This window comes from uncultured Maribacter sp., from assembly GCF_947496775.1.
Classification (GTDB): Bacteria; Bacteroidota; Bacteroidia; order Flavobacteriales; family Flavobacteriaceae; genus Maribacter_B.
The window spans coordinates 148,880-167,939 of sequence record NZ_CANMDU010000003.1 but is presented as its reverse complement, the minus strand read 5'-3'; the positions used below and the strand labels follow the sequence as shown (position 1 = coordinate 167,939).

The 19,060-nt window shown below is 34.2% G+C and carries 22 protein-coding genes; 16 read left to right on the top strand and 6 right to left on the bottom strand.

The window, feature by feature from the left end; genetic code table 11:
• The first annotated feature begins 23 nt into the window (after window positions 1-23).
• The 5 genes from Q0856_RS07430 to Q0856_RS07410 are packed head-to-tail and all read left to right on the top strand — an operon-like array spanning window position 24 to window position 4,687.
• Entirely contained in the window at window positions 24-1,640 is a 1,617-nt protein-coding gene (locus Q0856_RS07430; RefSeq protein ID WP_298503815.1) for a hydantoinase B/oxoprolinase family protein, read from the top strand.
• Between the two features lie 5 nt (window positions 1,641-1,645).
• Window positions 1,646-2,830: a class I SAM-dependent methyltransferase gene (locus Q0856_RS07425; RefSeq protein ID WP_298503813.1), complete on the top strand. Its 1,185-nt coding sequence runs from the start codon at window positions 1,646-1,648 to the stop codon at window positions 2,828-2,830.
• An 11-nt stretch (window positions 2,831-2,841) separates the two neighbouring features.
• A complete protein-coding gene (locus Q0856_RS07420; RefSeq protein ID WP_298503811.1) occupies window positions 2,842-3,195 on the top strand; it encodes a hypothetical protein in 354 nt (117 codons plus the stop codon).
• Window positions 3,195-3,614, top strand: coding sequence for a nuclear transport factor 2 family protein (locus Q0856_RS07415; RefSeq protein ID WP_298477787.1), 420 nt, complete (start codon window positions 3,195-3,197; stop codon window positions 3,612-3,614). The genes Q0856_RS07420 and Q0856_RS07415 overlap by 1 nt, the downstream gene beginning before the upstream one ends.
• 17 nt (window positions 3,615-3,631) lie before the next feature.
• Window positions 3,632-4,687: a CpcT/CpeT family chromophore lyase gene (locus Q0856_RS07410; protein ID WP_298503810.1), complete on the top strand. Its 1,056-nt coding sequence runs from the start codon at window positions 3,632-3,634 to the stop codon at window positions 4,685-4,687.
• Window positions 4,688-4,690: 3 nt separating this feature from the next.
• Here the strand turns inward: Q0856_RS07410 and Q0856_RS07405 are convergent, their stop codons facing one another.
• Window positions 4,691-5,617, bottom strand: a complete 927-nt coding sequence (locus Q0856_RS07405) for a DUF1838 family protein (protein ID WP_298477793.1) — start codon at window positions 5,615-5,617, stop codon at window positions 4,691-4,693.
• A 101-nt stretch (window positions 5,618-5,718) separates the two neighbouring features.
• Between Q0856_RS07405 and Q0856_RS07400 the strand changes: the two genes are divergently transcribed.
• Genes Q0856_RS07400 through Q0856_RS07350 form a run of 11 tightly spaced genes read left to right on the top strand, consistent with a single transcriptional unit; the run spans window position 5,719 to window position 15,502 of the window.
• Window positions 5,719-6,675 (top strand): VOC family protein, encoded by a 957-nt coding sequence (locus Q0856_RS07400; protein WP_298503808.1) that lies wholly within the window; start codon window positions 5,719-5,721, stop codon window positions 6,673-6,675.
• A 12-nt stretch (window positions 6,676-6,687) separates the two neighbouring features.
• Window positions 6,688-7,587: a DUF1838 family protein gene (locus tag Q0856_RS07395; RefSeq protein ID WP_298477801.1), complete on the top strand. Its 900-nt coding sequence runs from the start codon at window positions 6,688-6,690 to the stop codon at window positions 7,585-7,587.
• 17 nt (window positions 7,588-7,604) lie between these two features.
• Window positions 7,605-8,069, top strand: a complete 465-nt coding sequence (locus tag Q0856_RS07390; RefSeq protein WP_298477804.1) for a redoxin domain-containing protein — start codon at window positions 7,605-7,607, stop codon at window positions 8,067-8,069.
• Between the two features lie 56 nt (window positions 8,070-8,125).
• Window positions 8,126-8,641 (top strand): VOC family protein, encoded by a 516-nt coding sequence (locus Q0856_RS07385; protein WP_298503806.1) that lies wholly within the window; start codon window positions 8,126-8,128, stop codon window positions 8,639-8,641.
• Window position 8,642: 1 nt separating this feature from the next.
• Window positions 8,643-9,593 (top strand): formylglycine-generating enzyme family protein, encoded by a 951-nt coding sequence (locus Q0856_RS07380; protein WP_298503805.1) that lies wholly within the window; start codon window positions 8,643-8,645, stop codon window positions 9,591-9,593.
• 23 nt (window positions 9,594-9,616) lie between these two features.
• The gene (locus Q0856_RS07375; protein ID WP_298503803.1) at window positions 9,617-10,336 is read left to right on the top strand and encodes a CpcT/CpeT family chromophore lyase; all 720 of its coding nucleotides are present in this window, start codon (window positions 9,617-9,619) and stop codon (window positions 10,334-10,336) included.
• A 14-nt stretch (window positions 10,337-10,350) separates the two neighbouring features.
• On the top strand, window positions 10,351-11,352 hold the full coding sequence (locus Q0856_RS07370; protein WP_298477815.1) for a VOC family protein: 1,002 nt from the start codon (window positions 10,351-10,353) through the stop codon (window positions 11,350-11,352).
• Window positions 11,352-11,927, top strand: a complete 576-nt coding sequence (locus tag Q0856_RS07365; protein WP_298503801.1) for a hypothetical protein — start codon at window positions 11,352-11,354, stop codon at window positions 11,925-11,927. The genes Q0856_RS07370 and Q0856_RS07365 overlap by 1 nt, the downstream gene beginning before the upstream one ends.
• Entirely contained in the window at window positions 11,917-13,146 is a 1,230-nt protein-coding gene (locus Q0856_RS07360; protein WP_298503799.1) for an MFS transporter, read from the top strand. The genes Q0856_RS07365 and Q0856_RS07360 overlap by 11 nt, the downstream gene beginning before the upstream one ends.
• 57 nt (window positions 13,147-13,203) lie before the next feature.
• Entirely contained in the window at window positions 13,204-14,427 is a 1,224-nt protein-coding gene (locus Q0856_RS07355) for an MFS transporter (RefSeq protein ID WP_298477824.1), read from the top strand.
• Between the two features lie 19 nt (window positions 14,428-14,446).
• Window positions 14,447-15,502: a histidinol-phosphate transaminase gene (locus Q0856_RS07350; protein WP_298503798.1), complete on the top strand. Its 1,056-nt coding sequence runs from the start codon at window positions 14,447-14,449 to the stop codon at window positions 15,500-15,502.
• Window positions 15,503-15,585: 83 nt separating this feature from the next.
• On the opposite strand, the gene Q0856_RS07345 is transcribed toward Q0856_RS07350, so the two are convergent.
• From Q0856_RS07345 to Q0856_RS07325, 5 genes are read right to left on the bottom strand one after another with little or no spacing between them, the layout of a single operon-like run.
• Entirely contained in the window at window positions 15,586-16,134 is a 549-nt protein-coding gene (locus Q0856_RS07345) for a RidA family protein (RefSeq protein ID WP_298477827.1), read from the bottom strand.
• 10 nt (window positions 16,135-16,144) lie between these two features.
• Complete coding sequence (locus Q0856_RS07340; protein ID WP_298503796.1) at window positions 16,145-17,008, bottom strand: sulfurtransferase; 864 nt, start codon at window positions 17,006-17,008, stop codon at window positions 16,145-16,147.
• 7 nt (window positions 17,009-17,015) lie between these two features.
• Window positions 17,016-17,450 (bottom strand): VOC family protein, encoded by a 435-nt coding sequence (locus tag Q0856_RS07335; protein WP_298503794.1) that lies wholly within the window; start codon window positions 17,448-17,450, stop codon window positions 17,016-17,018.
• Window positions 17,451-17,460: 10 nt separating this feature from the next.
• Complete coding sequence (locus tag Q0856_RS07330; protein ID WP_298503793.1) at window positions 17,461-17,898, bottom strand: VOC family protein; 438 nt, start codon at window positions 17,896-17,898, stop codon at window positions 17,461-17,463.
• A gap of 25 nt (window positions 17,899-17,923) precedes the next feature.
• Window positions 17,924-19,057, bottom strand: coding sequence for a nitrilase-related carbon-nitrogen hydrolase (locus Q0856_RS07325; protein WP_298503791.1), 1,134 nt, complete (start codon window positions 19,055-19,057; stop codon window positions 17,924-17,926).
• Between the last annotated feature and the right edge of the window lie 3 nt (window positions 19,058-19,060).

Below are 19,060 nucleotides of genomic sequence, written 5' to 3'. Positions count from 1 at the left end.
CTAATTATAATACATGTTAATTCATGCAAACAAAAACAACATTTGATCCAATAGCGCTGAGTATTCTTTGGTCTCGGCTAATAAGTATAGTAGATGAAGCGGGAACAACCTTGCAGAGAACATCATTTTCCACGGTAACAAGAGAATCGAATGATTTCGCGGTAGTGTTAATGGATAGAAAAGGAAGATCTATAGCACAATCTAGTGTATCTGTGCCCTCTTTTTTAGGAGTTTTACCTATGTTAACCAAGGCACTTTTGGCGGACTATTTTCCATTAGATAGTTGGAAAGAAGGAGATGTAGTAATGACAAACGACCCATGGTTATGTGCAGGTCATAAACCAGATATTGGTATAGTATCTCCAATTTTTTATGAAGGAAATTTAATCGGATTTATTGGTACTATTGCTCATTCTCCAGATATGGGAGGCGTATTGTGGGGGGCTGGTTCTAGAGATTTATACGAAGAAGGTTTAATGGTTCCCCCGACCAAACTTATATCTCAAGGAAAGCCCAACCACACTTTATTTAATATTTTGGAACATAATGTAAGGGCATCGGATCAAACTATAGGTGATATTAGAGCGCAAATTGCAGCTAATGATCAGGGAATAAAATCACTGATGAAATTGATGGAGGAAAATAACTTAGGGGACCTTCAAAATCTGGCAGATGCAGTTATAAACGCATCAGAAAAGGCAATGAGAGAAGCGTTATTGGCAGCACCAGATGGTAGTTATCAATATGCATATGATACCGATGGAGATGGAAAAGGAAATGGATGTCATTTTGAGATAACAGTCACTATTAAAGGAGATGAAATTCATGCGGATTATGAAGGTACCTCAGGGGCACACCCATTAAGTATTAATGCCGTATTAAATTATACGTATGCTTATACGGCCTATCCTATTAAGTGTACTTTTAGTCCAGATGTTCCGAATAATGATGGTTCTTTTTACCCTATAAAGGTAACGGCACCAAAAGGATGTTTAGTAAATGCGCAGAAACCGTCTCCGTTAGGAGCAAGAAATATTACTGGTAATATGTTACACTCGGTAGTTTTTGGGGCATTAGCAAAAGCAGTTCCAGAACAGGTACAAGCAGATTGCGGAAGTGCTTGTTGGTGTATTGTATTAAATGGAGAACATAAAGGTAAAGAGTTTGTAGAATACTTCTTTTTGAATGGAGGATATGGTGCAAGGCCAACTATGGATGGAGAGCATGTACTTAGTTTCCCTACTAATGTAGCAAATGTACCTATTGAAGTTTTAGAAACAGATATTGCAGTTTTGGTAACTGAAAAATCTTTAGTTCCTAATTCCGGAGGAGAAGGTAAATTTAGAGGAGGTTTAGGGCAGCGTTTTAGTTTTAAAAATGTAGGAGAAAATGCCTTAAATATATCGTTACTAACGGAAAAAACACAAACTCCTGCTAAAGGAATTTTATTGGGTCAGGATGGGCAAATGGGAGCAATGAAAATTATTCCGCATAGAGATTTTCCGCCTAAAGGATTAGATAAATTACATCCAGGAGAAGAATTAATATTAACACTCCCAGGAGGAGGAGGTTATGGGGATCCAGCACAACGAGATAAGGTGTTGATGGAAGAAGATAAAGCATTAGGATATATAAATTAAGAGACATGGCAAAGAATTTACCACCAGTTTGGAACAAAATAGCAAAACATGCTATGATGCCAGAAACGAATCATGATGAAAGAGCACGTTATAACTTTTTAGCGAATTTAAACAAGCATCTAGCGCATGTGTCGCAAGGGAATAAAATGGCTTTTGAGAAACGTGTAGAACCTGCTTTTGTTAAGGAAAAAGAACGTTCTATTGCATCTGTAGAGGAGTTAAATGAAGCCATAAGTAAAGATTCTCATTACCAAATATGGTCATCTTTACGAAGAAGTACTATGGAAATGCGCCAACAGGCCGGTCGTTCTATTGTATTAAGACAAGCAGAGGAATTAAGAGATAAAGCAGCGGAATTGAACAAAGGGAAAGCTACATTAGTGTTAGATGCTAATTGTAAAGTTCCAGAATACTTGTTAGCTGTAGATAACCATTTAATGCCAGGGAGTTATCATACAGAACTTATAGAGGGAGACGTAACTCCGGCAGCAAATTATGATTCTGGAATCTTTGTTACAACAGCTGGTTTACTTGGAAGATATAATGATGGAGGCGGTAAAGCAATAACAAGTTGGGTAAAGAAAACGTACCCAGACTTTGCTCCAAAAAGAATTTTAGATATTGGTTGTGGCATGGGGCATAATGTATTACCAATAGCAAGAGCCTTTCCTAATGCCGAGGTAATTGCTATTGATACAGGAGCTCCAATGCTACGATATGCGCATGCTAGAGCATTAGATCTAGGAGTAACCAATGTTACGTTTATGCAAATGGATGCTGCAAAAACAATTTTTGAGAATGAATCTTTTGATTGGATCCAATCCACTATGTTTTTTCATGAAACAGGAGGTAAATCTATATATAAAATTATGGATGAAGTATATCGTCTTTTAAAACCTGGGGGACTTACTTTGCACATAGAACAACCTCAGTACACCGATGATATGAGTTTGTTCGAAAAGTTTATTAGAGATTGGGATGCTCTAAATAATAGTGAACCTTATTGGTCTAAAATGCATGATATTGAACCTATAGATTTAATGGTGTCTTCTGGATTTAAGAAAGAAGATTTTATGCAAATAGGGGCTAAAGCAGAAAACGATTTGGATGATGGCACCCAAAAAGCAGATGAACCAGAAGATCATGGGCGCTCTCCTATATGGAATGTTTTTGGTGCAATTAAAAATTAAAAAAGAATATTATGATCGATCATATAAAATTAGCGTCTAGTAAATCTAAAGGCAAACGCCCGTATTTTCATGATGACCCTGCGGTAGAACGTGTATTAAATATTACCATGGCAATTGCAGGAGAGTTAGCGGTAATGAGAGAGCGTATGGATTCTATAGAGCGTTTGTTAGAGAAAAAAGGACTAGTATCCCAAAAAGAAATAGATACTTATGTACCAGAAACTAAAGAAGAAGAAACGCAAAGGCAAGAATGGCATAGCGAGTATATTTCTCGAGTACTACGTATAGTGCAACAAGAAATGGAAGAATTAGAAAACCCTGATAAGTCTATTGCCGATATTGCTAATGATATAGATAAAATGTAATGGCAGAACTACACGATAGAATTACTAAGTTTTTTAATGCTATTATTCAGGAGGATATAGAAGAAATAAGAAATGGGTACTGCCAAGATGAGAAAACCTATGTAGTATTAGAAGGACCACGTTACAGTACTAAAGGATTTTCAATGATAGCTAAAGGTTGGGAAGATTTTACGGTTTCACCTATTGCTATGACTAAAATTGTTTGGACAGAAGGTCCTTTTGAGGAAATTGTAGGCGATATGGGGTGGATTAGTGGTATTACAGAACTATATTTAAATGTAGGAGGTAAAGAAGTGTTTAACACTTTTAGAACATCTTTTGTATTTAAAAGAGAAAATAACGATTGGAAAATACGTCATGAGCATGTTTCTGCTCCACACCCTGATCCCTATGGTGTTGGAGATTGGTTAAAAAAATAATAGTAAACTTAAATAATATGAAACCCATTAAGAAAATTGTTGTAACCCTAATTTTTTTAATGGGTTTTTTAATTTGTTTCGGCCAAGAAAAAGAGAACAAACCATCATCTAGTTCTCCCGAAATGGGAGAAACCTCAAAAAGTACTATTAAAAGGCTAGCTACCACAGTAGAGCCAAATAGAAAATTTTCTTACCCAGAAAGAGAGTTAGATTATCTTATGCATATTTGGAAAGGAGAGTATGACAATGTAGAGCAGTTAGGGTTTGATAAAATACAAAAGAAAGAAGGAGTAAACGCAAAAGAACATGATAGGGTTCATGTTTCTATTCGCCAGTTTCAAAATTCTAATTTTGGCGTGGGTGCTGTTTATTTAGAAGAGTATAGAGAAAATAATAAAAACGTTATTACAAGACAATCTATTTATCAGTTGCTACCAGAGGATCAAGAAAAAGCAATTAAGATTAAAGTATTTCATTTTAAAGAAAAAAAGCCAATTTTAGCAAAAGGAGATAGTTTTGATGTGATTTCTAAGTTAACACCTACCTCTAATCTTTTGAAAGATGGATGTTCCATGATACTTAGAAGAAACGGTGATGGTTTTCTTGCAAAAACTATTGCTGAAAGTTGTACAGTAAAAGAAGCAAAAGAGTATCAATTTAGTATATCTGAAAATGCATTTAATTTTAGTGATGATAAACAAAAGAGTGCTTATCAATTAGAAAAAGCGCGTTGTTTTACTTGCATGATAGATTTTCCAAATGAAACCAATGGAAGGTCGACGATAACAAAACACTATATAGATATTTTAGACCAAGGAGGTTCTTTTAAATTTGAATATCCAGATGGGCGCAATATGCTGCTAGGAATGCGAAATACTTGGTCTTTTGGTATGCACCGAGAGACTTTCGTAATCTATATTTTAGATCAAAAAACGAATAAAACATTAATATACTCTTGGGGTAACCCAGGAGCAGACCGTATAGGTTTTAATCCCGGTTGGATTCGAGTGCAGTGCGATATAAAAACAACTAGGAATGTAAAATTACAGCAAGAACTAAGGCCAGGATCGTAGTCTCTATTTTTCTGTTTTTCGATTATTTTTATAACTAGTATACGTACTCTTTCTGCCTTTCCATGGTTTTTCGTCATCAAAATAATTGGGTTGTACTTTTGCCACATAATCTAGCATAGAAATAGGTATTTCAGAAACATCTACTATTTTTCTACCTGTGGCACGCCACATTACAAATCCCGGTTTTTGGCCCATTCGTAACCAAGGTTCCCAAGAATTTACGGCTGTCCAGAAGAAAGTTTGATCGCAAGAGGCTAGCTTTGGATTAAAAAGTTGTTTTGCGTTGGCTACATAAGTAGTAGAGGAACCAAAATGCATTTGTTTTCCAGCAGATGAAATTGGCCATTCTTTAGGCTGTATTGGATTTGTAAAACTAGCAGAACCATATTCATCTAACCAAATTTGGTCCCCCGATTGTACCCAGTTATTTGGATAAGGCTTCATAGTTTCTCCAGATAATATTCCTTTTTCAGTGTACACCTTTTTGTTTGCGCCACCATACATAAAATGAAAAGGTTCTATGGTTTCATTTGTATAGGGGTTTTTCCATTTTTCTAAAACTTTACCAGTCTCTAAATCACCAAAAAAACCTAAATCAAAACTTTCTTTGGTAAAATTATTCCCTTCTTTTTTCCAATTGCTCTTAGCTAAACCTTGCAAAGTTGTTAATGCTTTTGGAGCTTCACCTGGAACAATTCCCCATAAATGTCCAGAAAACCAACTGTATATAGTGGTAGGCTCTAAACTTCCCATGAAGCGTATATGAGATTTAAAAATATCTTTTTCGGAAGAGGGAAAATTAATTTTTTCCTTTGACGCAAACTCAGAAATAAAAGGAGCAGCCACTCCTAGACTTGGTATACTTGCAAGAGAGAATGCTGTTGATGTGTTTAAAAAGGAACGGCGGCTAATTTTTTTATCTTCTTTCATAGTTATAAATATATATTTACTTAAAGATATTTAAATAATTAATATAATTAACAGTTAACTAAGTTAATTATTTTGTATATTGTTGATGTAATGCCAAAAGGATGCATCAATTAAAAACTATTCTAGAAGTTATTTACAGTGTCGGTGATATAGAAAAAGCAAAGAAATTTTTCTGTGATTATGGAGGGTTATCTGTAGTTGGCTCTTATGATACTAGTGCCTCGGTGTTACATTTTTGGAATCTTAAAAAAGAAGTTACAGCGCAGGAAATTTTAATTCAATTTAAGAACCATCCTTCTGGAAAATTACGTTTGGTAAAATTTAAGAACGTAGCGCAGGAAATAATTAGATCCTCTCAGAAACCATGGGACACCGGAGGTATAATGGATATAAATTTACGGGTTCCAGAAGTTGCAAAAACGTTCAATGAGATTCGGGATTTAGGATGGCATGGTTTAAGTGATCCATTGTTACAAACTATGGGACCTTTTAAACTGTATGATATTTTAATGCAGGGTTATGATGACATCATTGTGGCATTTACGCATAGAGAAGAACCACCATTAGAATTACCAAAAGGGTATAAAATACCTTCGCATGTTTATAATTCGTCTTTAACAGTAAAAAACCTAGAGGAATCAAGAGAATTTTACGAGAACCTGTTAGGCTTTACATTGCTCAATGAGTACGAGGTTAAGAAAGATGAACCTGTAGAGAATATGTTTGGTATACCTATGAATATGATAACAGAAGTCACCTGTAAAGCCAATATTTTTTCTTTAGATGGGACTAGAGATGTTATGTTTCAGTTATGCGAGTTCAAGGGTGTGGAGGGTAAAGATTTTTCGAGCCTTGCCATTCCTCCTAACAGAGGGTTGTTGTTATATCGTTGTGAAGTAAAAGGATTAAAAGAGTATTATAAGTCGCTTATAGAAAAAGAGGTGAAATTTTTTCAGCCTATGCAAAAAATTATAATGGAACCTTATGGTGAAGTTAGTTGTTTTTCCATACAAAGTCCAGATGGAGTATTATGGGAATTTTTAGAGAATAATAATTAAATATAATGAAAAATGAAAACTAAAATTACATTGCTTTTAAGTATTGCCTTTTTGATTAATTTGAAGGCTCAAGAAATGAAGTTCGAAGGTGCAAAAGCTTTAGAAATAAGGCAGAAAACTACATGTAATACTCTCGAAGAAGGGAAGCCAGTATATGGTATGTGGGAAGGAAGAATATATAGTAGAGTACAAGGAGAAAAGGATCGTCACTTGTTTAATATTGTAGGCATTAATGTACGCCAATGCGACTGTGTTGATGACCCAGTCAGGGGAAAAGGTTTTAGAAGCGTTGGGCGAGAGATTATGATGTACTTGGATCCAGTGACCAATGAAATTATAGACAAGTGGAAAAATCCATGGACAGGAGAAACAGTAGACGTTATTCACGTAGCAAATGATCCTGTAAATATGAGAGGTTATGTATATGAGAAAGATGAAGAGGGTAATGTTACGGCTAAAACTAGTTTTAGGAAGTATGGAGATGTAGCTGTGACTTCATATGAAGTTCCTTTGTTTTATAATAATCCATTATCTGGAGACTATCAAAAATATATAGGAGGTACGTATCATGCCATGGAAATTTTTAATACTTATTATAAAGCAGAAGAATTAACTAATTCTAAGATTAAAAACTTAAGTCAGTCTAACATATCTTGGCAAAGAATGTCTCAATGGTTGCCTTGGATGAAAATGGGAAGTAGACCAGGGTGGATAATTGCAAATGCTACGGGCGAAAGTATTTTAGAAAAAAGTGAAGTTTGGCCTAGAATTCAAAAAATATTAGATGAAAGGTATCCTTTGTATAATACCCCTCCAGTTATAGATGATAAAAGACCTAATGAAACTTCTTGGACAGTTTTTAAAAAGTACCTAGCCAATAAAAAGAAGGAAGAAGAAAGTAAAAAAGAATAATATAAAAACCCAAAGGCATGAAACTAAAAGTAGGAGATAAGGCCCCTGATTTTTCCTTAGTTGGAATAGATTTGAGAGAAATAAAATTAAGGGATTTTAAAGGCAAAAACGTAATACTTCATTTTTTTCCATTAGCATTTACATCGGTATGTACCCAACAGTTATGTACCGCTAATGGAGAAGAGAATGATTATGCTTCTCTTAATGCTTCTGTCATCGGAGTATCTGTAGATTCTCCTTTTGTATTGGAAAAATTTGGTGGCGAAAATAATTTAAACTTTCCTTTAGGGTCCGATTTTAATAGGAAAGTAAGTAAGGATTATGGAGTTCTGTTTGATGGAGATTTTGTAGGGATGACTCATTTTTCCATGCGTTCCGCTTTTGTAATAGATAAAAAAGGAATAATACGTTATGCTGAAGTTACAGATGGAAAAACCTTGCCTAGTTTTGAGAATATTAAAAGCACTCTTACCGGGTTATAAGTATACCCTTTAATAAATAACATAAAGAGGTTATGAAGAAAACAAATAGTAACGGTTTGAGATTAGTTTTAATTGCAATGTTTCTTTTGATTGGCAACGTAAATGCTCAATCAGGCGTTATGGTGAAAAACGAACAAGAAGTTCATTTAAAAAGAAGTTCTATACTTGTTTCAGATCTTGAAAAATCTTTGGAAGTATATCGCGATGTTTTAGGTTTTAAAGTTGCAAGTATTGTCGAATCTGAAAAAGAATCGTATGCGTATCAGGTATTTAGAATTCCTAAGGAAGCGAATATTAGGGTAGCTACTTTAAATTCTAGTGATCAAAATCGTATTATCAATTTAAAAGAGGTTACAGGTATTTCATTGCCAAAACCGACTTCAGCCCCCTATATGAGTACTGTTCTCATTAAAGTTAATGACTTGCATACCGTAATGAAAAAAATAAAACATTTAGGGTTAGAATTAACTGAAGAGCATACCGTAAAAGGAACTAGGCTAAGTTATAAGGAGCAATCTTTTGTCGACCCTGATGGGCATTTGGTTGCACTATATGAAATTTTAAATAAGTAGTATGAAAAGACAGTTTATCAATATTGTAATTATTTGCTTATTGATGGTATTTTCTAGTCTAAAAATAGCAGAAAAAGAAAAGGGTCAGCTATTCAGGGATTGTGATCAGTGTCCAGAAATGGTGGTTATTCCATCAGGGTCGGTTTATGTGGGCTCGTACGAAGAAGAAATAGGTCGTAAAAAAGGAGAACGAAAGCGAGTTTTGGCGACTATTGCCAATTCGTTTGCTCTTGCAAAAACTGAAGTCACTTTGGGTCAATACAGAGTCTTTATGGAAGAAACCAAATATAAATCCAATCAGGCCTTTTATAAAGGAGAACCTTTAGTTGGTTGTAATTATTTCGATGGTAAAAGTTATGGGTATGTTGCTGAGCATAATTGGAAAAATCCGGGTTACCCGCAAAGAGAAACGGATCCAGTAGTATGTGTAAGTTGGAGTGATGCGGATGCCTATGCGCAATGGTTAAGCAAAAAAACAGGTAGAATGTATCGTGTTCCCTCGGCGGTTGAGTTTGAATATGCTTCTAGAGCAGGAAGCTCTTCTCCTTGGTATTGGGGAACAGACCCTACAGAAGCTTGTGATTATGCTAATGTTGGCGATAGGGCATTTGCTAAGAAATTTCCAACCAGAGCTTCTTTTTCTTGTACAGATGGCTATGTCTTTACCACTAGAGTAGGTAGGTTTAAACCTAATAAATTTGGGTTATACGATATGGTTGGTAATGCTTGGGAATGGACCAGTGATTGTTTTCAAAAAGATTTAACTAACGCTCCTATAGATGGTTCTGCTTGGTTAGAAAATGATAATAAGGAATGCGGTGCAAGAACCCCAAAAGGCGGTAGTTGGATAAGTGGAATAGCTTGGAGCAGAGCGGCTGTTAGATCTCGTGATGGAGCCGATTATAAGAGCTTTATGCTTGGGTTCAGGGTTGCTGCAGAAATAGATAAATAGCGGTGTAATTAAACTAAGAGGAGATGAAAATTTTAAGTCAAAAATTTGTTTGCGCTTTCGCTGTATTGGTTTTATTCGGGAGCTGTAAACAAAAGAAAAAGGGGGCAGTAGAGGCCAAAGAAGTACTTGAAAAAGTTGTAGCTACTCCTGAAGAACAATTGGCTGAAATTATGGCTATATGGCCCGGTAAATACAATAACGATATTCAAATAGCGGAGTTAGAAAAAGCTGGAGAAAAAATATGGAGATTTAATGGCGAAGGTAAAGGAGGATATTTAGAAATTGAGTCGCATTACATTAAGTTAGATAACCCAGAAATAGGTAATAATGTACTATATGTAGAAGAGTATAGGAGTCATCAGCCCGATAGTACTTATAGACAGCGGATATATACAATTGATATTGACTCAACGAAAAAAATACGTGTAAAAATGTGGCCATTTAAGGATAAAAAAAAGTATATAGGTGCTTGGAAAAATCCAGCTATGCTCGATTCGTTAACATTAGAAGAAATAAGTGCTTTCCCAGATATATGTGATTTGTTGACAACCAAAGAAGGAGAAGTTTATAATATGGCTATGAATGGTGAGGATTGCGCTTTTGGCGATCGCGTTTTCAATTATGGGGTACGGCTAAAAGACGGAACGTTTAGTTATCATGATAAAATTACTTCACTTTCTACAGGTAAAACAATAGAAACTGCTGCGAATTTTGCTTACCACAACTTAAATAAAATTGAATAATAGAATTAAAAGTTATGCAAAAAACAAAATTAGAGATACCACATGGAATAGGAGAAGGTGCCTTAACTAGCTATATTCATACCGCAACAATTTGTACGGTTAATTTAGAAAGTTATCAGCATTTCTATGGAGAAGTAATGAAAATGCAATTAGATAAAGTTGCTGTTTCGGAGGAGGAAAAAAAGAAACAGCATAAATTTTGGAATATTCCATTAGATATAGATTATGATTTGTATCACTGCTATCGTGCAACTGTACCGAGTCTTATACAGTTGCGAATTATTCATTTAAAAACTGCAACACCGCATATTCATAATAGCTATAATTCTTATGAGACAGGTTCTTTTTCATTAGGTTTTCCAACCTCTAGTGCTAAGAATATGGATAAAAGAATGCAAGAATTTAGTGTAGAAGCTATGGCTCCTATGCAATTAGGAGATATTGTAAGAGCAGATGGCCAAAAGGGGCAGTATCTAGAAACTATTTATAAAGGTCCAGACTATTTGCATTGCGTAGGTATTGAACGTGTTAATTTTCCGCAACTAGCTCCGTGTGATCCTGTAGATGGATTTGGCGGTCCAGGGTATTCTGCTTTTGTAGCAAAAGATTCGGATGCAGAAGTTGCATTTTACACCAATGTATTAGATCATTATATATTATTTGATTCTGTCTGGGAAGCCGCTGAAGGTGGTGCATTAGGAGTAAATACAGGAACACCATTTCGTTTTTGTGGAATTTATGCTCCTGAGGCAAAACAAAACCATTATTTATTACTAGATTTTAAAGATGGTAATATGGTAGATACCGGAGTGCAAAGTTGTATTCCCAATCAAGGATTAGGAATGTATTCTTTTAATACAAGTAATATAGAGGAGGTTATGAAGAGAGCCAAAGCCAATAAAATTAAAGTTGTTTCCGATGTACAAGAGGTGGCCGATTATATTCTAGGAAAGGGCAAGGCTTGCATTTTAGAAACGCCAAATGGATTATATGTTGAAATATTTCAAAAAAGCTAATGGATAAAGTACTCAGTCGATTTACAGAAATTCTTTGTGGCACTTTAGATAATGCTGCCCAAATTGAAGTGGAAAAGAAAGCCGGAAAACAAGTGCATCCCTATGCCAAACACGTTACAGATGTTTTTAGTCACAGGGTAGTTAATAGACCTAAAAATCATGATGGCATTTATGTTTTAGAAGAAAGTTATTATACGTATCCGAATAAAGAAACAGAAGTAAAACCACTTCTATTTTACTTACGTTCCGATGGTAAAAGTAAAGTATTCCTACAGTCTGTTCAGATTCCTTTGAAATATAAGGCTGAAGAAGCAACCAATGCTAATACAGATTTTATTCTGGATTATAAAGATTTAGAATTTAGGCCTTTTGGTATAGCAGAATATACGTTAATGGAAACAGATGAATTTACAGTAAACCACATTGGAATTGTAGGTCCTGGAATGACATTTCAACTCACTGAAACACTTTCTGATGAAGGTCTTTCTGTGATGGAAATACTTAAAATAGATGGTGTTGTTATGACACCTTACGATACACCAATTCACTATAAACCTATTACTATTGGAAACTAAAAGTCAAAATTTTGAAAAATTACTGGGAATCGCAATTTTAGGTACAATAACCCTTATTGTTTCTAATGGTTTAACCATTTCAGGGATAACTGTTTTTGATGATGCCATTCTTACCGATTTCGGATGGACTAAGTCTGAACTTAAATTTCGAGACCTTATAAATTTAGTTGCATCCTCCTTAATAATGCCTTTTGTAGGTGCGGTAATAGACAAATATGGAGTTAAACGATTTATGGTAATTGGGCTAGCCATGATTTCTGCTCTTTATTATTGTTATTCTTTGATAGAAACTACATGGCAAATGTATGCTATTCATCTAGGATTTGCCTTTGCTGTATCTGGTGCAGGAACATTAGCAACAATAATAATGGTTTCTCAGAGGGTTATAAAAAATAGAGGTACAGCTATTGGAATTGCTTTGGCAGGAACTTCATTAGGAGGAATTATAATTCCTCAAATAGGAAGACCTTTATTAGAACAAGTTGGATGGAGAAGTTCTTTTCAATTTGAAGCAGTTATACCCTTACTAGTAATGGTGGCTTTAATACTATTTCTTAAGCCTGTAAAGTATAAGAAAGTTGTTACGGATAAGGTCGTAAAGGATGAAGAAACAGGCCTTACAGAACTTAAGTTTAACGATGCACTAAGATCTCCTGTTTTTTGGGCTATATCTTTTACAGGAATATTTTGCTTTTACAGTATTTTAGGAATTATTAGTAATTTGTTTTTGTACCTTAAAGAGTTAAACTTTACGAATGCGGAGGCTGCCAATGCTTTTAGTATTTTCTTCTTTATAATGCTTGTTGCAAAGCTTTCTTCGGGAGTTATTACAGATTATATTGATAAATACAAATTGTTTAAAATACAACTAGCATTAATGACCATAGGAGTGGTTGGTTTAGCAATGCATAGTGAAATATTAATATGGCCGGCACTTATTGCTATTGGTTTTGGATGGGGTGGTCTTTATACCTTATTAAATTTTATTATTATCACCACTTTTGGTGTAAAATCTGCAGGAAAAATAGGCGGTGTAATTTCTTTTTTCGAAGGAGTTGGTTCCGGTTTAGGTATGTGGCTTACTGCTGTTATAGCAGATAAAACAGGTTCGTATAGTGTTAGTTTTTGGGTGATTGTTGTTTTCTTAGGTATAGCTTTTCTAATTTCTTTTTTTATTAAACCTATCGTTCCTGAAAATAAAAGTACTCCGACTAGTTAAATGTTTTAAAAAAACAGGTTAAATAAGTAAACCCATAACTCTAAAACATTTTAAAACATGGCAAATAAAAATTCTTTTGTAAAGGTATTAGGAGTAGCTATTCTAGGAACTATTTTGTTAATAGTATCTAATGGTTTAACCATATCAGGAATTACAATTTTTGACGAAGCAATTTTGACAGATTTGGATTGGACTAAATCTGAATTGAAATTTAGAGATTTTATTAATTTAGTTTCTTCAGCCTTACTTGCTCCCTTTGTTGGTGCAGTAATAGATAAATACGGAGCAAAACGATTAATGATAATTGGTTTGCTTGTAATCTCTGCTATGCTATACCTGTATTCTAAGATAGCGTTTACTTGGCATGTATATTTAATTCATTTTATTTTTGCCTTTGCACTCTCTGGTGCAGGAGCTCTTGCAGTTTTGATAATGGTTTCAAAACGTGTTACTGAAAAAAGAGGAATAGCAATAGGAATAGCACTAGCAGGAACTTCTGCGGGGGGTATTATTATTCCTCAAATAGGAATTCCGTTATTAAATAATTTTGGTTGGCGTACTGCATTTCAGTACGAGGCTTTACTACCTCTTTTAGTAGCACTACTATTATTTATTTTTATTAAACCTGTTAAGTTTAAGGAGAAAACAAGTACAGATACTTCTGAAAAAGATAAAGAAACTGGGCTATTTGAGATTCAATTTAAAAAAGCGTTAAAAACACGTGTTTTTTGGGCCATTTGTATCGTTGGAGCATGTTGCTTTTATAGTATAATGGGGCTAATAACAAATCTTTTTCTATACTTGAGGGAGCAAGATTTTTCAGTGGTCTCTGCAGGTAATACGCTAAGTGTTTTCTTTATGATTATTTTGGGTTCTAAATTGGTATCTGGTACCATTGCAGAATACATAAATGAACATAAGCTTTTTAAAATTCAGGTGTCTTTAATGGCTTTAGGAGCTTTGTGTATTGCCCTTGATTCTCCTGTTTTAGTATGGCCGGCCTTAATATTATATGCCTTAGGCTGGGGAGGTCTTTACACTATAATTAACTATATTATTATTACCACATTTGGTGTTAAATCTGCAGGTAAAATAGGAGGAATAATTGCAGCTTTTAAAGGCCTTGGAGCCGGCTTAGGTGCTTGGATGACAGGTTTAATATCGGACCAAACAGGTTCTTATAGTATGAGTTTTTGGGTGGTAGTAATTATACTTTGTATTGCAATTTCTGTTTCCTTTTTTATAAAACCAATTATTTCTGTTCAAGAAACAGAAAAGTAACTTCTTAATTTTTATTCCTATGTTATTAGATATTTTAAAAAATAGAAAACCTGAAAATGTAATTACAGAAACAGAATATGATTATGTTAGACTTAGTGCTAACGAGAACCCTTTAGGACCTTCTAAAAAAGTTAGAAAAGCTATGATGGATGCTTTTGATAAAGTGTGTCGTTACCCTTATGAAGAAACAGAGGCATTGGCAGAACTTATAGCAAGAAAAGAAGGGGTTTCTAGAGGACACATAGTTATTTGTGTGGGTTCATCCGAGGGTTTAAATGCTACGGGGTTAACTTATGGAGTTAATGGCGGAGAAATTATAACCGCGGATCCTGTTTATGATTTTTTAATGACTTATGCAGAGCGTTTTGGTGCTTTTATTAATAAAGTACCGCTAACCAAAGATATGCGTCATGATTTAGCCGAAATGAAGAGAAGAATTACTAGCCGTACTTCTTTGGTTTTTGTTTGCAATCCTAATAATCCAACTGGAGATCTAATTCCAAAAGAGGAGTTACTAGATTTCTTTACTTCTGTATCGGAAAGAACAACAGTATTTTCAGATGAAGCTTATTGCGACTATATAACAGAGCCAGATTATCCTTCCATGATTGAATTGGTTAAAGAAGGAAAAAATGTAATTGTGTCTAAGTCTTTTTCTAAAGTGTATGCGCTTGCAGGTCTTAGAATGGGTTATTTAGTTGCTAGGCCAGATATTGCAGCAAGAATTAGAAGAAATATAATGGCAAGGCCAAATATGATGGCAATAGCAGCAATAAAAGCATCTTATGAAGATGAAGAGTTTTATGCAAAAAGTCTTGCCTATAACATGGAATGTAAACAGTATGTATATAAAATACTAGAAGAGCTTAACCTTTATTATATTCCCTCGCATACCAATTTTATTTTCTTTAATTCCGGCATAGATATTAGGCAACTTCGAGTACAAATGAGAGACAAAGGAATAGCTATAGGACGCCCTTTTTTACCCCATACAAATTGGTGTCGTATAAGTATGGGAAACATGGAAGATATGATAAAATTTGGGGAGGCTTTAAAACAAGTTATAAATAGATAACCAATACAATAATCCCTAAAAAAAATAAGACAATAGATAGCTTTTTAAAGCTATCTATTGTCTTATTTTATGTGTATAAGTAATTATTCTTCTTTAATTTGAACAATCATTTCTATTTCACATGCTCCATTAAAAGGAATTGCTGCCATACCCACGGCAGACCTGGCATGTAAACCTCGTTCACCAAAAACTTCAAACATTAAATCAGAAAATCCATTCATTACTTTGGATTGATCTGTGAAATTAGGGTCAGAATTTACCATTCCCAATACTTTTACGATTTTCTCTACTTTGTTTAAGTCTCCCAAATACAATTTTAAAGTAGATAAATGATTAATGGCAACAAGGCGAGCCGCTTTATAGCCTTCTTCTGCAGTTAAATCTTTACCTAGTTTACCTGTGTAATTTTTGGCTTTAGAGAAAGGCAAATTTCCAGATAAATATAGCATGTTGCCACTTTTTACAGCTAATGATATTTTAAAAGTTTTAGGTTCTTTAGGCTCGGTTAATTCTATTCCTAGCTCATTTAATCGTTCTTCTATATCATAATCATACAAATCATTTATAGAAGATTCTTGGGCATTAGAAAATGTTACTCCCACAAAAAATAATAACAAGATGGTCTTTTTCATAAGTTTTAATTTACTGTTTAATGTTAGTTGCAATAGTTTTATTATTTCTAGACCATTCGCTCCATGAGCCTACATAAAGGTTTGGAATTTCAAGATTTGCATGGGCCATTGCTAAAAGGGTATGACAAGCTGTAACTCCAGAACCGCAATGTATTGTTACATTTTCCATAGGTTTTGACCCAATTATTTTTTCATATTTCTCTTTTAAAATAGAAGGTTCTAGATATAGTCCGTTTTCATCTAAATTAGTGCTAGTAAAAGGAATATTGGTTGCCCCAGGAATATGTCCGGCAATTAAATCTATTGGTTCTACTTCTCCGTTATACCGTTCTTTTGCCCTAACATCTATTACAAGATAATCGTTGTCTTGAGAAATTTTCTCTACCTCGTTCATTGTTTTCATTGGTAGTTTCCAGTTAGCTATAGAATAAGGAGCTACTTTGGCAGGCGTTTCTTTGCCAGAACTAGTAGGGTAACCAACTCTTAAGGCTTCTTTTAAGCCACCATTTAATACTTGTACTTTTTCGTGACCAATAGCAGTTAGCATCCACCATAATCGGGCAGAAGCAATAGCAGCACTTTTATCATCATAAATTACAATATGATTATCGGGAGAAATACCTAAATCGGTTAATATTTTTGAGAACTTTTCTATACTTGGTAATGGGTGTCTTCCACCATTTGCAAGATTTTCTTTTATATCAGACAAGTCGTTGTTTAAGTGTACATGTAAGGCACCTTTTAAATGGTTTTCTAGATAGGTAGCCGTTATATCTTTTCCCATTCTAGTATCTATGAGTACTAAATTTTTGTTCTGACGAATGGTTAATAGTTCTTCTGCGGAAATAAGTGGTTTTATTGTTTTTTTGCTCATAGCGTAATTATTTTTTTAAAATTTCATAAAGTAAAATAAGGTGCCCATCAAAGTCCATAAAAGCTTGTTCTAAATAAGATTCGCCATCTGTAGTATCTTTGAGAAGGTCTAATGTTTCTAACCCTAAAGAAGTAATTTTAGATATCCTATTTTTTAAATCATCTACTTGTAAAACTAAAACAGCCATTCTAGGGCCTTTTTGTTCTGGTAGTTTATATTCTTTAACCTCAGTAAGAGCAAAAGTTCTTTTTTGGGTAGGACTATCTAAAGCACAAAAAGAAACCTGTGCATTTTTTGGTAAGTTAAATACAGGGTAGGAGTAGGAGTCATCTTCCGATTTTTTAATATAGTTAACAGAGAACCCTAAAATATCTTTATAAATGGATAAGGATTTTTTTAAATCTGCAACTAACAGTGTAGCTCTTTTAAACTGTATTGGCATAACAAAAGGATTATATTTTCTCCATCAATTGGTATAGAACTATTAAGTGTCCATCAAAATCTACAAATGCTTGTTCTATAAAAGTTGCATAATCGTTTTCATCTGTTTTAATATCGGTAGTTTTTAATCCTAAAGCCTTTATTTTTGCAATTACATCGCTTAAATTGTCCACTTTAATTACAGATGCTGTCATATGAATGCCTTCTTGTTTTGGTAGTGGTACACCTTTAATTTCAGTTAGCGCAAATGTTCGCTCTTGGGTAGGACTATCCATGGTGGCAAAATTTAAATCGGCTTCATTTGGAATATTAAATACGGGATAAGAGAAAGAGTCTTTCTCTGAAGGTTCAATATAATTAATAGTGAAACCTAAAATATCTCTATAAATGCTAAGAGAACGCTCTAAATCTGCAACACAAAGGGTAATTCTTTTATATAATAATGACATACTATTTTCTTTTAGTGAATATTTTTTAATCTGCTGTTTTAACTGGTACGTAACGGCTAATACTATCGAATAACTTTTTCATTTCTTCACCAGTTTTGGGTAATTTATCTTTTTTTACATTTAAATGATTTATTGGTATTTCTTGGCGGTATTGCTCAAAAACAGGCTTTACCATTTCTAGAGCATAATTGGGTATAGTTCTATCTTTTCTAAATGCAGCGATAGGAATTTTAGCTTCTACTATACCATCTTCTTCTTTACTTGGGTGTTTGGCAAGAATTTCGCCATGCGGATTTACAATAATAGACTCTCCGGCATTATAGCCCGTACTAACTGGGAGTGTAAAATTAGCCATGGCCGAATAAAAATCATTACTCCATGCTGTAAAAACAACATCTTCTTGCGCAAAAAGAGTAGCGGTTCTGAGCATTATTTCGGTACCACGCATAGCAAATGCTGCATATATAAAAGGGTCAAATTGCACAGTACTAACAGCTATGTTTCCATATTCAGTTTGTAGTACAGGAAACTCTTCTTCTATTCCATATTTTTTACGATACGCATCTCTAACCCCTTCTATGGTTGTTGTAGTAATTTCTTTGGTTTTGTATAAACGTTTTATGTTTCTAGATTTCCAAAACGTTTTTGCAATTTTTCCATCTCTACCTAATACAGTGTTTATACTAAGTATATGGTCTGGCCATGCTGCGTCTCTAACATAACTACCAAAAATAACATAGCAATCACAAGACTTTGCAACTTTTCCTAGTCTTTCGGTTTCTGGTCCTGGAACTTCAATTGTAAAAGGCATTTTCTCTTGCCTAGTACCAGAAGAATAGCCCGTAAGTGGAAACTCATGAAATAAAATAATATCTGGTTTGCTGCCTTCGGTTTGTGCTTGGTTAGCAAGTTTTTCCATATATTTCATATTCTCTTCTAACCCTTCTTCAATAGAGTTGAAACTAGATAGAGATTTTACACGAGTTTGCATTACTTTTAGTACAATGGTATCTTTTTCTAATGGAATTTTATCATAAGAGCCATCCGCTTTTACTAGTAGAGTTTTATTTTCTTCTGTTTTAGTTACATTATTTTCCTTAGAATCGCCACAAGCAATTGTAATTAAGAGAAATAGTAAGATAAATTTTTTAAGCATCATGTT